At 29.9% G+C, this 17,215-nt stretch carries 14 protein-coding genes; 4 read left to right on the top strand and 10 right to left on the bottom strand.

Translation table 11 applies throughout. The features are described 5' to 3' along the window. The coding region (locus ACH2BO_RS08805) for a T9SS type A sorting domain-containing protein (protein WP_395044376.1) at positions 1-2,333 on the top strand (2,333 nt) is incomplete at its 5' end. A 204-nt stretch (positions 2,334-2,537) separates the two neighbouring features. Further along, complete coding sequence (locus tag ACH2BO_RS08800) at positions 2,538-4,814, top strand: carboxy terminal-processing peptidase (protein WP_395044375.1); 2,277 nt, start codon at positions 2,538-2,540, stop codon at positions 4,812-4,814. A gap of 66 nt (positions 4,815-4,880) precedes the next feature. On the opposite strand, the gene ACH2BO_RS08795 is transcribed toward ACH2BO_RS08800, so the two are convergent. From ACH2BO_RS08795 to ACH2BO_RS08785, 3 genes are all read right to left on the bottom strand, one after another. After that, on the bottom strand, positions 4,881-5,441 hold the full coding sequence (locus ACH2BO_RS08795) for a hypothetical protein (protein WP_395044374.1): 561 nt from the start codon (positions 5,439-5,441) through the stop codon (positions 4,881-4,883). A gap of 17 nt (positions 5,442-5,458) precedes the next feature. Next, the gene (locus ACH2BO_RS08790) at positions 5,459-6,370 is read right to left on the bottom strand and encodes an OmpA family protein (protein ID WP_395044373.1); all 912 of its coding nucleotides are present in this window, start codon (positions 6,368-6,370) and stop codon (positions 5,459-5,461) included. A 121-nt stretch (positions 6,371-6,491) separates the two neighbouring features. Further along, a complete protein-coding gene (locus ACH2BO_RS08785; RefSeq protein WP_395044372.1) occupies positions 6,492-7,031 on the bottom strand; it encodes a hypothetical protein in 540 nt (179 codons plus the stop codon). A 97-nt stretch (positions 7,032-7,128) separates the two neighbouring features. On the opposite strand from ACH2BO_RS08785, the gene ACH2BO_RS08780 reads away from it, so the two are divergent. Then, positions 7,129-7,950 carry a DNA/RNA non-specific endonuclease gene (locus tag ACH2BO_RS08780; RefSeq protein WP_395044371.1) on the top strand — a complete coding sequence of 274 codons (822 nt, stop codon included), beginning with the start codon at positions 7,129-7,131 and terminating at the stop codon, positions 7,948-7,950. A 5-nt stretch (positions 7,951-7,955) separates the two neighbouring features. Here ACH2BO_RS08780 and rodA read toward each other — a convergent pair whose 3' ends face one another. From rodA to purH, 6 genes are read right to left on the bottom strand one after another with little or no spacing between them, the layout of a single operon-like run. Next, positions 7,956-9,221: a rod shape-determining protein RodA gene (gene rodA / locus ACH2BO_RS08775; RefSeq protein WP_395044370.1), complete on the bottom strand. Its 1,266-nt coding sequence runs from the start codon at positions 9,219-9,221 to the stop codon at positions 7,956-7,958. Position 9,222: 1 nt separating this feature from the next. After that, positions 9,223-11,199, bottom strand: coding sequence for a penicillin-binding protein 2 (gene mrdA / locus ACH2BO_RS08770; RefSeq protein WP_395044369.1), 1,977 nt, complete (start codon positions 11,197-11,199; stop codon positions 9,223-9,225). Further along, on the bottom strand, positions 11,196-11,702 hold the full coding sequence (locus ACH2BO_RS08765; protein WP_395044368.1) for a rod shape-determining protein MreD: 507 nt from the start codon (positions 11,700-11,702) through the stop codon (positions 11,196-11,198). Before ACH2BO_RS08765 ends, mrdA begins: the two co-directional genes overlap by 4 nt. After that, a complete protein-coding gene (gene mreC / locus ACH2BO_RS08760; RefSeq protein WP_395044367.1) occupies positions 11,695-12,519 on the bottom strand; it encodes a rod shape-determining protein MreC in 825 nt (274 codons plus the stop codon). The genes ACH2BO_RS08765 and mreC overlap by 8 nt, the downstream gene beginning before the upstream one ends. Positions 12,520-12,553: 34 nt before the next feature. Further along, the gene (locus ACH2BO_RS08755) at positions 12,554-13,582 is read right to left on the bottom strand and encodes a rod shape-determining protein (RefSeq protein ID WP_395044366.1); all 1,029 of its coding nucleotides are present in this window, start codon (positions 13,580-13,582) and stop codon (positions 12,554-12,556) included. 55 nt (positions 13,583-13,637) lie between these two features. Further along, the gene (gene purH, locus ACH2BO_RS08750; protein WP_395044365.1) at positions 13,638-15,164 is read right to left on the bottom strand and encodes a bifunctional phosphoribosylaminoimidazolecarboxamide formyltransferase/IMP cyclohydrolase; all 1,527 of its coding nucleotides are present in this window, start codon (positions 15,162-15,164) and stop codon (positions 13,638-13,640) included. 286 nt (positions 15,165-15,450) lie between these two features. Between purH and ACH2BO_RS08745 the strand changes: the two genes are divergently transcribed. After that, complete coding sequence (locus tag ACH2BO_RS08745) at positions 15,451-16,701, top strand: ABC transporter permease (RefSeq protein WP_395044364.1); 1,251 nt, start codon at positions 15,451-15,453, stop codon at positions 16,699-16,701. Positions 16,702-16,799: 98 nt separating this feature from the next. Here the strand turns inward: ACH2BO_RS08745 and ACH2BO_RS08740 are convergent, their stop codons facing one another. Then, positions 16,800-17,033, bottom strand: coding sequence for a helix-turn-helix domain-containing protein (locus tag ACH2BO_RS08740; RefSeq protein ID WP_395044363.1), 234 nt, complete (start codon positions 17,031-17,033; stop codon positions 16,800-16,802). Positions 17,034-17,215: the final 182 nt, after the last annotated feature.

Here is a 17,215-nt window from a genome sequence, read left to right as displayed (position 1 = left end):
CACAACAATTAATTCCAGGAATAGGTTATGCTACTTGGCCACCAAGCGGTTGTAGTGGAGCAGGTTGTAATTATACCATAAACTTTAGAGGCAAACCCAATAACGGCATAGTAACCGTACCAGTTTACCACAACGAGCCAAGCAACGGTTTTGCCAATTTAATAGGCAACCCATACCCAAGTGCCATAGATTTAGACAGATTATTCGAGGTTAACGCTGGGTTAATTGATCCTGTGGCTTATGTTTGGGGAAGAAAAGTTGACGATACGCCAAACAACCCTTCTTCTGGACCATACGGTCTTAATTATACTGAAGATAGTTATTTAATTTATAATCCTACAATGATTGTAATTCCAAGTTCTTCTAGTAACTCTGCATTTAATGATAACGATTTCAATGGTATAAGTGATAATGGTGTGCTTGCTTCATGCCAATCATTTTTTGTTCAAACGGTAACTCACACACCAGATTATGATTATAATTCAAGTCTTGTTTTTAATAATAGTATTCGAAGTAAGGTTGTCAACAATACTTTTGCAAGGAATTCAATTTCGGAAAATCAGGATAAATTATGGATTGATTTTTATAATAATAATTTAAAATCACAAGTTGGAATTGCATTTTTAGATAAGGGTTCTGATGGGTTTAATTCTAAAGAAGATGTAAAAAAAATGTTTGATAGTAAATTAAATATTTATACAAATACTACTAATTATGATTTAATTATTGATGTACAAAGCAAATTTAATAGCAATAAAAAAATTCCATTAAAATTGAAAACAGTTGAGTTTGAAAACCAAGAATTTAAAATTGAAATAAATAAAAGTTCAGGAAAACTAGCTCAAGAAAATATTTATTTAGAAGACAAATTATTAAACGTAATTTATGATTTAAGCAAGTCTCCATATACTTTTAAACTTGACTCTAATATAACTAATGATAGATTTGTAATTTTATTTAATAAAGAAAATGATTCTGCTAATTCTAATTTAACGTATAATCAAATTTCAAACAATCAATGTTGGAGCAAAATTTCAGTTAATGAGAGTTGGCATTGTAATGCTGTAAAAAATGATGGAACATTATGGGCTTGGGGTTTTAATGACAGTGGTCAGGTTGGAGATTTCCAATGTAACCTTGTAGGAGCTAATTGTATAGGACAGTTTCAGATAGGTACTGAGACAATTTGGGAAGACGTTACAACAGGTAGTAAACGTTCCTTTGCCAAAAAATCAAATGGAACTTTGTGGGCTTGGGGTAATAATCAAAATGGCGCTTTAGGAATTAGTAGTTCAGCTACTACTATAAATACACCAACTCAAATTGGGACTGAGAATAACTGGTCAACAATAAAGTCATTTGCTGGTTCAACTTTTGCAATAAAACAAAATGGTACACTCTGGGCTTGGGGTGCAAATGGCTCTGGACAATTAGGAGATGGAACAACTACAAACAGAACAACTCCAATTCAAGTTAGTTTAAGTTCAAATTGGAGTAAAATTACCGTGGGTACAAATCATGCACTAGCGCTAAAATCAGATGGGACATTATGGAGTTGGGGTTATAATTATTATGGAGCATTAGGTAACGGCTCAAATGTTAATATTATTGTTCCAACTCAAGTTGGTTCAGACAACAATTGGGTTGAGATCTCTGCAGGAGGGAATTTTTCTATGTCAATAAAAAATGATGGTACACTTTGGTCATGGGGTAAAAATGATTCTGGTCAATTGGGACAAAATAATCTTATAAACATAAATGTTCCAACACAAGTTGGTGTTGAAAATAATTGGTATAAAATTATCTCAAGTAATCAACATTGTCTTGCTCTGAAAGTCAACAATACACTTTGGGCTTGGGGTTATAATAATGGTTATAGACTTGGAGATGGAACGATTACTAATAGATTATTACCTATACAAATTGGAACAGCGAATGACTGGGCTAAAATTAATGCTGGTGGGGCAAGTAGTATGGGTATTAAAAATGATAATTCTTTATTTGTTTGGGGTTACAATAATTGTGGACAACTAGGCACTAATGATAATGTAAGTTTACAAATCCCTACTCAAATTGAATGTTTGCAACTCTCTAACAATCAATTCAACACCAATAAAATCACAATCTACCCAAACCCAACAAAAAACACATTAAACATAACCACAACCACACCATTACAAAAAATAATAATTTATAATTTATTGGGTGCCAAAGTATATGAGCAAGCTTTTAATGAAATTGTAGATGTTAGTAGTTTGTCTAGTGGCGTTTATGTAGTTAAGTTTTATGGTGAGGATAATGTTGTTTTTGTAGAGAAAATTGTAAAGGAGTAATATTTATTAATTATTTTTGATACAGTAAACTCTGCCAAAGTTTAAAACTTTGGCAGAGTTTTTTTTATAGTAAAAGTAACAATTAAACACTTATTACCTTATTAATTTTATAACTTTGAAGCCAAGAAAGTTGTTTTAACAAAATATTATGCGAGATAAGCATAATGTGGCATAATTTTTTATGTAATTTAGTTGAAAAATTTAATGAATGCAATTATTCAATTTATGAAAAGGAATTATAAAGTATTGTTGGTTATTGTAGCCCTATCAATTGGGCTGTTTAGTTTTATTCCTAAAACTATAAAAGGTGATCCCGAAAAAGATAAGTTATTGCTTGAACTTTTGGCATATGTACTAGAAAAAGGGCATTACAGTCCAGCAGCATTTGATGATAAACTGTCTAAAGGAATTTATAAAGACTATATAGATGCTCTTGATCCGTCTAAACGTTTCTTTTTGCAATCGGATATTGAAGAATTTTCGAAATTTGAATTAAAAATTGATGATCAAATTTTAAATAAAGATTTAACTTTTTTTGATTTAACTTATTCTAGATTGGTTCAACGTATGGAGGAAAGTAAATCTTATTACAAAGATATTCTTGATAAACCTATAGATTATACATTAGACGAAACTTTCAATACCGATTATGAAAAAATACCATATTCCAATGATGTCACAGCATTGAAAGAAAAATGGAGAAAGCAAATTAAGCTATCGACCTTGTCAACTTATGTTGATAAACAAAAATTGGAGGAAGATAAAATTGCAAATAAAAATAAAACTCCGCAGCAAAAACTTGCAACTTATAAAACTAAAATGGGTGCTAAACTTACGCCAGAATTAGAAAAAAAGTTTATAGAAAATAATAGTAAAGTTGATAATGATGCTCCAAAATCTACTGATGATATTGAAAAAGAGAGCCGTGAAAGCACTTTAAAATCTTTAAATGATTATTATAATGTTATTAAAGATTTAGATAGAGAAGATTGGTTTTCAGTATTCATAAACGCCATTGCAACAAGATTTGATCCTCATACTTCCTATTTAGCACCTGACGAAAAAGAACGTTTTGATGTAAGTATGAGCGGAAAACTAGAAGGAATAGGAGCAAGGTTACAAAAGAAAAATGATTTTACAGAAATTACAGAATTAATTTCTGGTGGTCCAGCTTGGAGAGGAAAAGAGCTTGAAGCAGGCGATATTATTTTAAAAGTAGCTCAAGCCGATAAAGAACCTATTGAAGTTGTTGGAATGCGACTTGATGATGTTGTTAAAAAAATAAAAGGACCAAAAGGAACTGAAGTTCGTCTTACAGTTAAAAAAACCGATGGTTCAATAAAAATTATTTCTATAATAAGAGATGAGGTTGAAATTGAAGAAACCTATGCTAAATCAAGTATTATTGAAAAAGATGGTACTAAATATGGAATTATTAATTTGCCAAAATTCTATATAGATTTTGAAGATAAAAACAGTCGTGATGCAGGAAAAGATGTAGCAATTGAAATAGAAAGATTAAAAGCTGCCGGTGTTAAAGGAATTATTATGGATGTTCGTGATAACGGTGGTGGTTCATTAAGAACTGTAGTTGATATTGCAGGATTGTTTATAGAACAAGGTCCAATAGTTCAAGTAAAATCTGCTTCTGGAGCAATAGAAGTTTTGCCTGACAAAGATCCAAAAATACAATGGGATGGACCATTAGTAATAATGCAAAATAGTTTCTCTGCATCTGCATCAGAAATTCTTGCTGCCGCAATGCAAGATTATAAAAGAGCTGTTATTATTGGTAGTAAACAAAGCTATGGCAAAGGTACTGTTCAAAATGTAATTGATTTAAATCAATTCGTTAGAGGAAGCAATGTGGGTAATTTGGGTGCCTTAAAAACTACGATTCAAAAATTTTATAGAATCAATGGTGGCTCAACTCAACTAGAAGGAGTTAGTAGTGATATTGTAATGCCAGACAGATATGCTTATTTAAAAATGGGCGAAAGAGATGTTGATAATGCAATGGCTTGGGATAAAATTGATGCTGCACAATATAACGTCTGGAACAAGCAAAGCAATTTTGACAATGCAATTGTTAATAGTAAAATGAGAATGTTAAACAATCCTCAAATGCAATTAGTAGATGAAAATGCTAAATGGCTTGATGAAAGAAATAAAGTAAATGTTTATAGTTTGCAAATAGATAAGTTTAAAAGTGAACAAAAGAAACTTGAAGAAACTAATAAAAAGTTTAAATCAATTGCAGATTATAATAATCATCTTCCTTTTAGTTCATTACCATATGAATTAGAATTGATGAAAAAAGACGAAACACTAAAAGATAAAAGACAAAGTTGGTTTGAAAGCTTGTCAAATGATGTTTATGTTGAAGAAGCTCTGCACATTTTGAGTGATTTACAAACAAATTCTTATCCAAAGAAAGAATTGTCTAATAAGATTAAAAAAGAAAAATTAATAAAGTCTTAAGGGATTATTAAATGTATAAAAAAATGGCTGACAAATTTTTTGTCAGCCATTTTTAATTACATGTTATTAAGTTTTTTGTTTTCCGCCATCAAGAGAATCTTGCCAATCTTTTAATTCTTGCCATTTACCTTGATAAGCCAATTGTGCTTGTTTTGCCCAAGTTGCAGGATTGTGTACTGCATATCTTTCGCCAGCAGAATCAAGTATAGATTGCGATTTTTCTACTGAAGTTTCAGATAATGATTTCCATGTTTTTATACCAGCATTGTGATATAATCCTTCAATTTTAGGTCCAATTCCTTCAACAATTTTTAAGTCGTCTTGTTTCCATTTTTTTCCTAAAACAGCAAGTGACGCAGCTGCATTATATGAATAAGTTTCACCAGCACTAGAAGTAAATCCTTGTGAAGTTGAGCTACTTGCCGATTTAGAAGTAACTAAATCATTTTCTAAAGAAGCTATTCTAGCAGAAAGACTTTTAGAATTGTCTCTACACGCATCTAAATCTGATTGAAGAGAAATAGAACCTCTATTATCGCCACCTTTAGACCCCATTTTGCCTAAAAGATAACCTAAAATTCCAGAAATTAAACCTACCAAAGCAGGAATTAAAGTACATAAACTCATAATATTATTTTTTTAAATTATTTAATTGTAACAACTGTTCGTCTGTTTTTTGCTTTTCCATCTGCAGTATTATTGTCTGCAAGTGGTTCGTCTGGACCTTTAGATGAGGTTTCAATTTTGTCATTTCCAACACCATTTTTAACCAAATAATCTTTTGCAAAATTGGCTCTTTCAAGTCCAAGTCTTGTGTTAATGGTTCTATCACCAACATTGTCAGTGTGACCAACAGCATCTAGTTTTGCTCCAGAAACATTATCAAGATAATTTACTAAATCGGCTACTTTTTGTCTTTCTTCTTCGGTTAAATTAATGTCTGCCTGACCAGTGTTGAAATATAAAATTAAAGGATTTGCATTAATTTTAGTTTTCATTGCGTTCCAATCTGTTTTTTCTGATGTTGCTTCAACTGCAAAAAGTTTATAATCAACTGGACCAAGAAGTGTATCGGAACTCATTTTCCAAGCATCGCGAATTTCTCCAGTAGTGTCAAATTTTGAAGCAGAAAATCCTTTAGAAACGAAATAATTCTTAACGTCATTTGCTCTAGCAAATCCTAAATTTGGATAAGCAGATGTGTTTTTTTCGTCGGATGTTGCATATCCAGTAACCATCAATTTTAGATTAGGATTTTTGTCAAAAAATGCTTTTAAGTTGTCGATTCCTATATTTATAGAATCACTAACAGGTATAACAGTTTTGAAATTGTCTTTAAGGAAATTAAAATTATCATTGGTTTGATAATCAAATCCTTCACCATTTAATTTAAATTTGTTTAATGAAATATCAGTTTCTGATCCTACATAAACAGAATCTTTTGCAGTTTTAAAAGTTTCTTCTTTACAGCAATTACAACAATATTTTTGATACAAAAAAGTACCAAAAACAATTGTTAGTAAAATACCAAGAAGATAGCTGGTTTTTTTAGTCATAATTAATTAGTAATTAGAAGTTTATCAAATTTATGAAATAATTCAATATCAATTCAATAATAAAGTTTTTTTTCTTTCTAATTGTGACTACAAAAAAAATCCGCTTTTCAGCGGATTTGTATTATCTAAGTTTTCTTAATTTTTTTTGTGCTTTTTCAATATCTTCTTCAATCTTTTTTATTTTTAATTGTTGTTTTGTGATATTTACATTTTCTTTTTCAATTTCAACTGGCGAAAGTTTTCCTTTAGATTTATTTTTTGCAAATTTAGTTTGCATCTTAGTCAAATCTTTTCGTGCTTTATCTAATTTACTTTCAGCTTTTGATAAAGATTTTTCGGCAGATTCTAATTTTTTTTGTTCTTTTTCGATTTTGTCAAGTGCTTTGTCAGCTTTTTTCTCGGCTCTTTTAGCATCTTTCTCAGCTTGTTCAGCTTTTTTTTCTGCATTTTCTACTTTCTCTTCAGCTTTTTCTTGTTGTTTTAAAGATCTTTTTTCTTCTTTAAGTTTTTGCTCAAGCATTTCTTTTTCTTCAGCTCTTTGTTTTTCAACAATCATAGCTTTTTGTTTTACAGTATCAACTTCTTGAATTGGTGTTTCTTGCGCAAAAAAGTTTTGAAAACTTACAAGAAAAATAACGGTTAGTAATAATTTAATTTTCATTTTGTTCTAATTTTAGGTTTATTAATTTCAATTTATATCTTTACTGCATTACAAAAACTATTCCTATAAAGCTGGTATGCTAATAAAGTATAAACTTATGAATTATTATTTAAGAAATAAAACAATATTTTGTCTAATAACTACTACATTATTTTATTCGTGTAAACGATATGAAGATATTAGTATTGACTCCAAAATTGATTCAACAGAAACAATTGGAGTTCAAAAAAATAATAAAGATTTTGATTTTTTACCTTCATCAACTAATAATGAAGTTGTAATTCATGATAATTACACTTTATCTTATATTGATAAATATGAACAAGCAGAATGGGTTGCATATGAATTAAAGAAAAGCGAATTAAATTTCAATAATAATAATTTTGAAAGACCTTTTTTTATTGAAGATAATAAAGTAAAATCAGGATCGGCAGATTGGAGAAATTATAAACGATCTGGATATGATAAAGGTCATCTTTGTCCTGCTGGAGATAGAAAATTTTCTAAAAAAGCATTTGAAGAAACATTTTACACTTCTAATATTTCACCACAAAAGCATGATTTTAATGAAGGTGTTTGGAATAGATTAGAACAAAAAGTTAGATATTGGGCATCAAAATATGATGGTATTTATATAGTTACTGGAGGAGTTTTTACTAATAATATGAAAACAATTGGAGATGAAGACGTTGCTGTTCCAAATTCTTTTTACAAAGTTCTTTTAGATACTTCGAGAGAAGAATATAAAATGATAGCTTTTTTAGTACCTCACCAAGATAGCGATGAACCATTATATGAATTTGTAATTTCTGTAGATGAACTAGAAAAAATGACAGGGATTGATTTTTTTCCTAATTTGGATGATGCTTTAGAAAATAAATTAGAAAAAAGTAGCGATTATAAATCTTGGAGTTTTTAGTAAAATTACCATTCATTTACTTTATTGGCATCCATTTTTAAGAAAATAAACAGCAATATTGTAAAACCCCAAAGTCCAGAACCACCATAAGAAAAGAAAGGTAAAGGCACGCCAATTGTAGGAAACACTCCAACAACCATTGATATGTTTACAAAAAAGTGTATAAATAAAATTCCTGCAACACAATATCCATAAACTCGACTAAACTTTGTTTTTTGTCTTTCGGCGAGATATACTATTCTTAAAATTAATATTGAAAACAATCCAATTACTAATATCGAACCCATAAAACCCCATTCTTCTCCAACAGTTGTAAAGATATAATCAGTATGTTGTTCTGGAACAAAACCACCTTTAGTTTGTGTTCCTTCTAGATATCCTTTTCCAAACCAACCTCCAGAACCAATGGCAATTTCAGATTGATCGGTGTTGTATCCAATTCCTTTCATATCAACTTCCTTACCTAGAATAATGTTGAAACGATCACGATGATGTTGTTTGAATACATTATTAAATACGTAATTCACAGAGAATGAAAATCCCGAAACCATTATTAAAAGTATTGCACTTGCAATAATATTTCTATCGACCAATCTGCTTCTGAAATAATTAATTGCTAATACAATGACAGTAATGCCAATAACAATAAATGGATTGTTTGTAGCTAATGTTAAAACAAATAATAGTATTGCAATAAATCCAGTTAGTAAATACCAACCAGGCATTCCTTCTCTATATAAAACAATAAAGAAAACACTATAAATCAATGCACTTCCTGGATCTGGCTGAGGTAATATTAGCATTACAGGAAGTAAAACAATGATAAGTACTTGTATTTGCCTGTTTACTTCTTTTAAATTTATTTGAACATCACTCATGTACTTTGCAAGTGCCAATGCTGTTGCTGCTTTAGCAAATTCTGATGGTTGCAATGTAAAAGTTCCTATTGCATACCAACATCTTTGTCCAGCAATTGTTTTTCCAAACAAGAACAATCCGATTAAAGAAATTATAGAAACTGCAAATATAATAATGGCATATTTTTCATAAAATTTTGCCTCTACAAATAGCACAATAAATATTAATGGAATTGTAAATAAAATAAATAAAAACTGTTTACCATATATTTGAGTAAAATCAAAAATTGAAGCGTCTTCGCCAACAGTAGATAGTGATGAAGAATAAATATTAAGCCAACCCATGAAAACTAAAGCACAATAAATTATAATACTTATCCAATCAATATTTTGTGAAACACCTTGATTTTTCATTTTAATTGATTTTTGCAATTTCTTTACTACTTTCTTTCTTTATTGTTTTTTGCTTTGCAATTGAATCTATTTTCCTTTTCTCATTTAGTAAACTATCTCTATGTTTAGAAATACTATCTTGTTGTTTTCTTGGTAATAATTTATCGTATTGAGATTTTAAACTTCCGTTTAACATTCTTTTCTCAAAGTCTAGTCTTGTAATTTTTTTATTAAGATATTTTTCAATCATCAATGTTGTAATTGGTCCAGCCCAACGTGCACCCCAATATCCATTTTCTACAAATACTGCAATGGCTATTTTTGGATTATCCTTTGGTGCAAAAGCAACAAAAATAGAGTGATCTTGAAGCTTAATTCTTTTTCCATTAATAACTGCAAAATTCTCTGCTGTTCCTGTTTTACCACAAATTTCTAAACCAGCAACACCAAGTCCGCCAGCTGTTCCGCCACGACCATAAACAGCATTCATGCCTTCTACAATTGGATCAAAATATTTTCTATCAATTGAAGTAACGTGTTTGGTAGTAAAACGTTTATCAATTAATTTACCTTCAATTTTTTTAACAATGTGAGGTGTGTAATAATAACCACGATTTGCAATAGTTGCCATAAAATTTGCCAACTGCATTGGTGTCATTAATACTTCACCTTGTCCAATAGCATTTGATAAAATTGTTTTTCCATCCCATTTCCATCCATCATCTGCTTTATTATATAATTTATTATACATTTTTCCGCTAGGAATACTTCCTTTTCTACCGGTTGGTAAGTCATAACCCATAAAATCTCCAAGCCCAAATGTTTTTAAATGTTTAGCCCAAACATCAACACCATAACCTTTATCTTTATATTTATTTATAGTTTTTATATAAGAATTAGAAAAATAACTATTACAAGATTGATAAATTGCTTTATGCAATCGAACTGCACCACCACTACAGTGACATTTCATAAATCTACCTCTTGCATAACTAAAACCACGTCTGCAATAAAAAGTAGTGCTATCATTTATTACACCTTCTTGTAATGCAACTAAACCAGTAAGTATTTTAAATGGTGATCCTGGCGGATATTGCGCAAGTAATCCTCTGTCATATAGTGGTTTGGCTATTGAGTCTTTGTATAATCTTGTGTAATTTGCAGAACGTTGTCTTCCAACTAAAGTTGCTGGATCATAAGATGGTGCAGTTATTAATGCCAAAATTTCGCCAGTTTTTGGTTCAATAGCAACAATTCCGCCACGTTTATTTATCATTAATTCCTCTCCGTATTTTTGTAATTCGGCATCAATGGTTAATGTTAAGTCTTGACCTTGTTTAGAAATTGTATCAAATTTTCCTTCTTTATAAGAACCTATTTCTCTATTAAATTTATCCTTTAATAGATATTTCACACCTTTTTGACCTCTTAATATCTCTTCATAATTTTCTTCAACACCTTGTTTACCAATTAAATCGCCACCAATATAATATGGTTTTTTTTCAATTATTTTTTCATTTACTTGCGTAATAAAACCAAAAACATTGGCGCCATAATTTACTTGATAATCTCTTAACGATCTTTTTTGAATATAAAATCCCTCAAACCTTCTTAGTTTTTCTTGAAAACCAGCATATTCCAATTTATTGAGTTGTGTTAAAAAAACAGATGGAAGCATTGGACTATATGTTCTAGCTTTTTTGATTTTTTTAATAAACTCTTCTTTTGTAATTGAAAGTAGTTTGCAAAATTGTAAAGTGTCAATTTTTTTTATGTCTCGTGGAATAACCATAATGTCATATGATGGCTGATTTGCTACTAACAATTCACCATTTCTATCATACAAATAACCTCTTTCAGGATAAGTGTAATTAATTTTTATAGCATTATTTTCTGACTTTAATTTGAAGGAGTCATTAATTATTTGCAAATAAAAAAGACGTATCAATAACAGTGATGCCGAAATGATAACCAACGCAGGAAGAAGAAGCTTTCTCATCTTTTATTGGGCTTAATTAAGTAAATAATTAAAATGCTAATTATGATTGTGAATATAGTACTAACAAGTGTTCTTAGAATAATGCTCCAAAAGTATTCAAAGGTAAAAATTTCTAAAATAAATAAAACTAGATGGTGAATTACAACTGATAAAAATATAAATGAAAATCGCTCTGGAGTTAAAGAATCATTAAGTCTAACGGTTTGGTACTCATAACTCAATCCAAATGAAAATTTAAAAATTGATGGTCTAAAATAGGATAAAATTAAACATGAAGCAGTATGAACGCCACCAGAATTCATAAATAAATCCATAGTTAAACCAAGAAAAAAACTTGCAATAAGTAACCCAGATTTATTTCCGTTTACTGGATATAAAATTATAAAAAGTATATATGGAAACGGATTAATGTATCCTAAAAAATTAATATTATTGAAAATAGTAACTTGTACTGCAAGCAACAAAATAAATCGGGCAAGATTATATAGTAATGTGCTATTCATCTTTTTTGATTATTTTTTCTAAAGCTTTGATTTCTTTAGTGTCTTTGTTTCTAATGACGTAAACATATCCTAAACTCGTCATGTCATTAAACAAGCGAACATCTAGAGTATAAAAATTAGTTTCGTTATCAATATAAACTTTTTCTATTGTTCCAACATTAATGTTTTCTGGGAAAATTGTCGATTGTCCTCCAGTTACTATTGTGTCACCTTTTTTTACAGTTGCTAACCTTGGAACATCTGTTAGTTGAACAAAACCTGCATTTTTACCATTCCAAATTAGCGAACCAAAATGTCCCGATTTTTTTATTTTTGCATTTATTGGTGCTTTCACATTTAATATGCTTAAAACAGTAGCATAATTGGCAGATGTGTTTTCGACAACTCCAACAATTCCTAGACTATTAACAACTCCCATATCTTGTTTCAATCCTTGTCTGTAACCTTTGTCTAATGTTAAATAATTTTCAAAAACACTATAAGAATTCTTAATTACTTTTGCAGTTATCAAATCAATTTTTCTAACGCCGCTAATTGTATCATATGGAACTTTGGTTGTATCTTTTAAATTAAAAAGTATACTTTTTAATCTAGCATTTTCTTTAGCCAATTCATCATTTTGAATTTTCAAATTGAAATATTCTTCTACATTATTCATTTTTTCATAAACACCACCAGACAAGAAATTGGCCGAACTAATAACTTTACTTTTGTGATAAGAATGTGATTGAATTGTAAGCGAAAGCGCTATAACCATAAGCAACAAAAACAGCATACGATAGCTGTTTTTAAATATAAAATTAAATATTTGTTGCATTTTTATTAAAGTTAGAAATCTTTAAACTATGGATTTATTTTATAAGTATACTTCTAAATTTTGGTATGTTTTTCAATGCCATTCCAGTTCCTCTTACAACTGCTTTCAACGGATCTTCGGCAATATAAACCGGTAAATCTGTTTTTAATGAAATACGTTTATCAAGACCACGAAGCATTGAACCTCCACCAGCAAGATAAATACCAGTATTATAAATGTCTGCTGCCAATTCTGGAGGTGTTTGAGATAATGTTTCCATTACAGCATCTTCAATTCTTTGAATAGATTTGTCTAAAGCTTTTGCAATTTCTCTATAAGAAACTTCAACTTGTTTTGGTTTACCAGTTAGTAAATCTCTACCTTGAACTGACATATCATCTGGAGGCGATTCTAACTGGTCAGTTGCAGCTCCAACCTGAATTTTTATTTTCTCAGCAGTAGTTTCTCCAACAAATAAGTTATGTTGAGTTCTCATATAATAAATTATATCATTTGTAAAAACGTCACCAGCAATTTTTACTGATTTGTCACAAACAATTCCGCCAAGAGCGATTACTGCAATTTCTGTAGTTCCACCACCAATATCTACAATCATGTTTCCTTTTGGTTGCATAATATCAATTCCAATTCCAATTGCTGCTGCCATTGGTTCGTGAATTAAGTAAACTTCTTTACCGTTTACACGCTCACAACTTTCTTTTACAGCACGCATTTCTACTTCAGTAATTCCCGATGGAATACAAACTACCATCCGCAAAGCTGGAGTAAACATTCTCTTTTTTAAAGCTGGAATACTTTTTATAAACATACTAATCATCTTTTCAGATGCATCGAAATCGGCAATAACTCCGTCTTTTAATGGTCGTATGGTTTTTATGTTTTCATGGGTTTTACCTTGCATCATGTTGGCTTCTTTTCCAACTGCTATGATTTTTCCAGATATTCTATCTCTTGCAACAATAGAAGGACTATCAATTACAACCTTGTCGTTGTGAATGATTAGTGTATTAGCGGTACCAAGGTCAATTGCTATATCCTCAGTCATGAAATCAAAAAATCCCATACTTTTAAAAGGGTTTTAGTTTGTTATAAATTAGTTTTCGACAAAAATAATAAAATTAATGTTTAAAATGACGTGTTCCTGTAAATACCATCGCAACTTTATTTTCATTACAATAATTTATGCTCAATTCGTCTTTTATAGAACCTCCAGGTTGAATAACGGCTGTTATGCCTGCATTTTTTGCAATCTCAACACAATCAGGAAAAGGAAAAAAAGCATCGCTTGCCATTACCGCTCCTTTTAAATCAAAACCAAATGAATTTGCTTTTTCAATTGCTTGTTTCAAGGCATCAACTCGTGATGTTTGTCCTGTTCCAGCAGCAATTAATTGACCATTTTTTGCTAAAACTATAGTATTAGATTTTGTGTTTTTACAAATTTTAGATGCAAAAATTAAATCCTCAATTTCTAGATTTGTTGGTGTTGTTATGGTAACGCTTTTTAGTGCTTCTTTATTGTCTGTGATGTTGTTTTTATCCTGAACTAAAATTCCGTTAAGGCATGTTCTTAGTTGACGTTGAGGTAAAGGTACATCTTTTATTATCAATATGATTCGGTTCTTTTTTTCTTGTAAAATATTTAACGCTTTTTCATCATAGCTTGGTGCAATTACAACTTCACAAAATAATGAGTTTATTTCGTTTGCTGTTGCTTCATCAATTTTTCCGTTGGCAATTAATACTCCACCAAATGCCGATGTTGGATCGCCAGACAATGCATCAAGATATGCTTCTTTCATTGATCTTCTTGTTGCAATACCACAAGCATTATTGTGTTTTAATATTGCAAATGTTGGGGATTGATTTTTAAATTCTAAAATTAAATTTACAGCTGCATCAACATCCAAAAGATTGTTATATGATAATTCTTTGCCATGAAGTTTTGTGAAAATTGCATCAAAATCGCCAAAGAAAAATCCTTTTTGATGTGGGTTTTCACCATAACGTAATATTTGACATTCATCAATACTAACTTTTAAAACTGATTCGTCAGTATTAAAATAATTAAAGATTGCAGCATCATAATGTGACGAAGTATGAAAAGCTTTAGTTGCCAATAATCTTCTTTGTTCTAAAGTTGTAGTTGCATTTCCTTGCGAAATCATTTCTAAAAACAAACTATACTCGTTTACCGAAGCAACAATTACAGTGTCATTAAAGTTTTTTGCAGCAGCACGAATTAACGAAATACCACCAATATCAATTTTTTCTATAATTTCAGATTCGCTAGCTCCACTTGCAACAGTTTTTTCAAAAGGATATAAATCAACAATTACAACATCAATTTGAGGAATATCAAATTCCTTCATTTGTTGCACATCGGTTTCATTATTCTGACGATTTAAAATTCCGCCAAAAATCTTTGGATGCAATGTTTTTACTCTTCCGCCAAGAATTTCAGGAAACGAAGTAACATCTTCAACAGGAATTACAGGAATTCCAAGATTTTTAATAAATTCTTCGGTTCCTCCAGTCGAATAGATACTTACATTATGCTCGTGTAGTTTGCGAACAATTGGTTCTAATCCATCTTTAGAAAAGACCGAAATTAATGCCGATTTAATAGTTTTAGTAGTGCTCATTAAGTAGTGTTGTTAAGCACGCAAAAGTAAGTAATTGCAAGCTAGGAATCAATCTCATTTTTGATTTTTTTAGGAACGAATCAGTAGTAGTTTTTGCTCTCCATTTTCCTGCATTTCGTTCCAATTTTTTTTATCTTGAACTTGTTTCAAGATCTTGAAACAAGTTCAAGATAAAAAAGATTTCCACTACATTCAGGGTTAAAAGATTATTTGTTTCGATTTTCTGTAACATTATAGTTATTCTATTTACTAATAACTTAAATTTGAACAAAGAAAAAAATCTACAATGTTAGTATATTTTCGTTTATTAAAAGAAAGTTTTAGGTTTGCAATGAATGCGTTACGAAGCAATAAATTGCGAACATTACTTTCGTTACTTGGTGTTACTATTGGGATATTCTCAATAATTGCAGTTTTGGCAGCTGTAGATTCTTTAGATCAAAAAATTAAAAAAAGTTTAAGTAGTTTAGATAAAAACACCATTTATTTAACAAGTCAATCTTTTGGACCATCAGATATTCCAAGATGGAAGAGAGAGCAGTTTCCTAATGTAAACTATGATGAATATCAATACCTAAAAAACAATTTGCCTGATGCACAAGAACTTGCTTATCAAATGTTTGTTCAAGCAGAAATTATAAAACACGAAGACAAATCAGTAAGTTCAATAAACGTTGTGCCAGTTTCCCAAGAGTTTATTGATATTCAAGGTTTAGAATTTCAAAAAGGACGATTTTATAATGAATCAGAATCCAACTCTGGTTCGGCAGTTATTGTTATTGGAGATGAAATTGCAAATGTGCTTTTTGAAAATATCGATCCAATAGGAAAACAAGTACGATTGTATGGTCAGAAATTTACAGTTATTGGAATTCTAAAAAAGCAAGGTGCAGGATTGTTTGGCGATAGTAATGATACATCGGTTTTTATTCCAGTAAATTTTATTAGAAAATTATATGGTGACAACAACGATATGATGTTGCCAGTAATTGTAATAAAACCACAAAAAGCTATAGATATGGAAGCTTTTAAAGCCGATTTATCCCAAAAACTGCGAACCATGCGTGGTGTGAAAACTGCCGATATTGATAATTTTTTCATCAATGTGTTTTCTGGTTTTACCGATTTTCTTGACGGAATTATAAGCAGTATGAGAATGGGCGGAATTGTAATTAGTTTTTTCTCATTTTTAGTTGGTGGATTTGGTATTGCCAACATAATGTTTGTATCTGTAAAAGAACGCACCAATTTAATTGGAATTCAAAAATCACTTGGAGCCAAAAATAAGTTTATACTTTTTCAGTTTTTATTTGAGTCAATTATTCTTTGCGTAATTGGTGGATTGATTGGACTATTAATTGTTTGGTTAATGGCATTACTACTAACAAACTTATTAGATTTCGAATTTGTATTAAGCATTTGGAATGTATTAATTGGTACTGGATTATCAGTAATAGTAGGTTTAATATCTGGAATTATGCCAGCAATTTCTGCTTCAAAACTTGATCCTGTTGAAGCTATTCGTAGTGGGATGTAGATATTCTTTTATTTTAATAATTAAAAAGAAATAATTTATAAATATGATTAAAAGTGTATTGAATTTCTTTTTAATATCTATCGTTATTATTTTTTTAATTAAAATTCAAACAATTCTTTAATAGAAATATTTAAAGCTTTAGAAATTTTTATTAAAGAAATAATAGTTGGATTTCTTTTTCCAGACTCTATTGTGTTGTAATTACTTTTATCAAAACCACATCTATAAGCAATTTCTGTTTGCGAAATTTTCTTTTGCAAACGAATATATTTAATCCTTTTGCCTAAGTTGATTAAATATTCTTTATCACTATGTTCATTTTCATTATACACATTGCGATATTCCAAATAATAGAATAAAAAAAGTTATTATATATTATAACTTTTATTATTTTATGTATATATTTACAAAACAATTAACCTTAAACCAAGAAGCTTATGAAACACTTTATTAAAAAGTTTGCACTTTTATCGTATTTTTGTTTGGCAACATTTTTGTATTACAGTTGCACACA

Source organism: Flavobacterium sp., from assembly GCF_043773265.1.
Taxonomy (GTDB): domain Bacteria; phylum Bacteroidota; class Bacteroidia; order Flavobacteriales; family Flavobacteriaceae; genus Flavobacterium.
This window is presented reverse-complemented; position numbering and strand designations above follow the sequence as displayed.

What these genes read in the sequence shown, in the direction of transcription:
- ACH2BO_RS08800 (WP_395044375.1), top strand. Translation starts at nt 2,538, where the DNA reads ATGAATGCAATTATTCAATTTATGAAAAGGAATTATAAAGTATTGTTG.
- ACH2BO_RS08795 (WP_395044374.1), bottom strand. Translation starts at nt 5,441, where the DNA reads ATGAGTTTATGTACTTTAATTCCTGCTTTGGTAGGTTTAATTTCTGGA.
- ACH2BO_RS08790 (WP_395044373.1), bottom strand. Translation starts at nt 6,370, where the DNA reads ATGACTAAAAAAACCAGCTATCTTCTTGGTATTTTACTAACAATTGTT.
- ACH2BO_RS08785 (WP_395044372.1), bottom strand. Translation starts at nt 7,031, where the DNA reads ATGAAAATTAAATTATTACTAACCGTTATTTTTCTTGTAAGTTTTCAA.
- ACH2BO_RS08780 (WP_395044371.1), top strand. Translation starts at nt 7,129, where the DNA reads ATGAATTATTATTTAAGAAATAAAACAATATTTTGTCTAATAACTACT.
- rodA (WP_395044370.1), bottom strand. Translation starts at nt 9,221, where the DNA reads ATGAAAAATCAAGGTGTTTCACAAAATATTGATTGGATAAGTATTATA.
- mrdA (WP_395044369.1), bottom strand. Translation starts at nt 11,199, where the DNA reads ATGAGAAAGCTTCTTCTTCCTGCGTTGGTTATCATTTCGGCATCACTG.
- ACH2BO_RS08765 (WP_395044368.1), bottom strand. Translation starts at nt 11,702, where the DNA reads ATGAATAGCACATTACTATATAATCTTGCCCGATTTATTTTGTTGCTT.
- mreC (WP_395044367.1), bottom strand. Translation starts at nt 12,519, where the DNA reads ATGCAACAAATATTTAATTTTATATTTAAAAACAGCTATCGTATGCTG.
- ACH2BO_RS08755 (WP_395044366.1), bottom strand. Translation starts at nt 13,582, where the DNA reads ATGGGATTTTTTGATTTCATGACTGAGGATATAGCAATTGACCTTGGT.
- purH (WP_395044365.1), bottom strand. Translation starts at nt 15,164, where the DNA reads ATGAGCACTACTAAAACTATTAAATCGGCATTAATTTCGGTCTTTTCT.
- ACH2BO_RS08745 (WP_395044364.1), top strand. Translation starts at nt 15,451, where the DNA reads ATGTTAGTATATTTTCGTTTATTAAAAGAAAGTTTTAGGTTTGCAATG.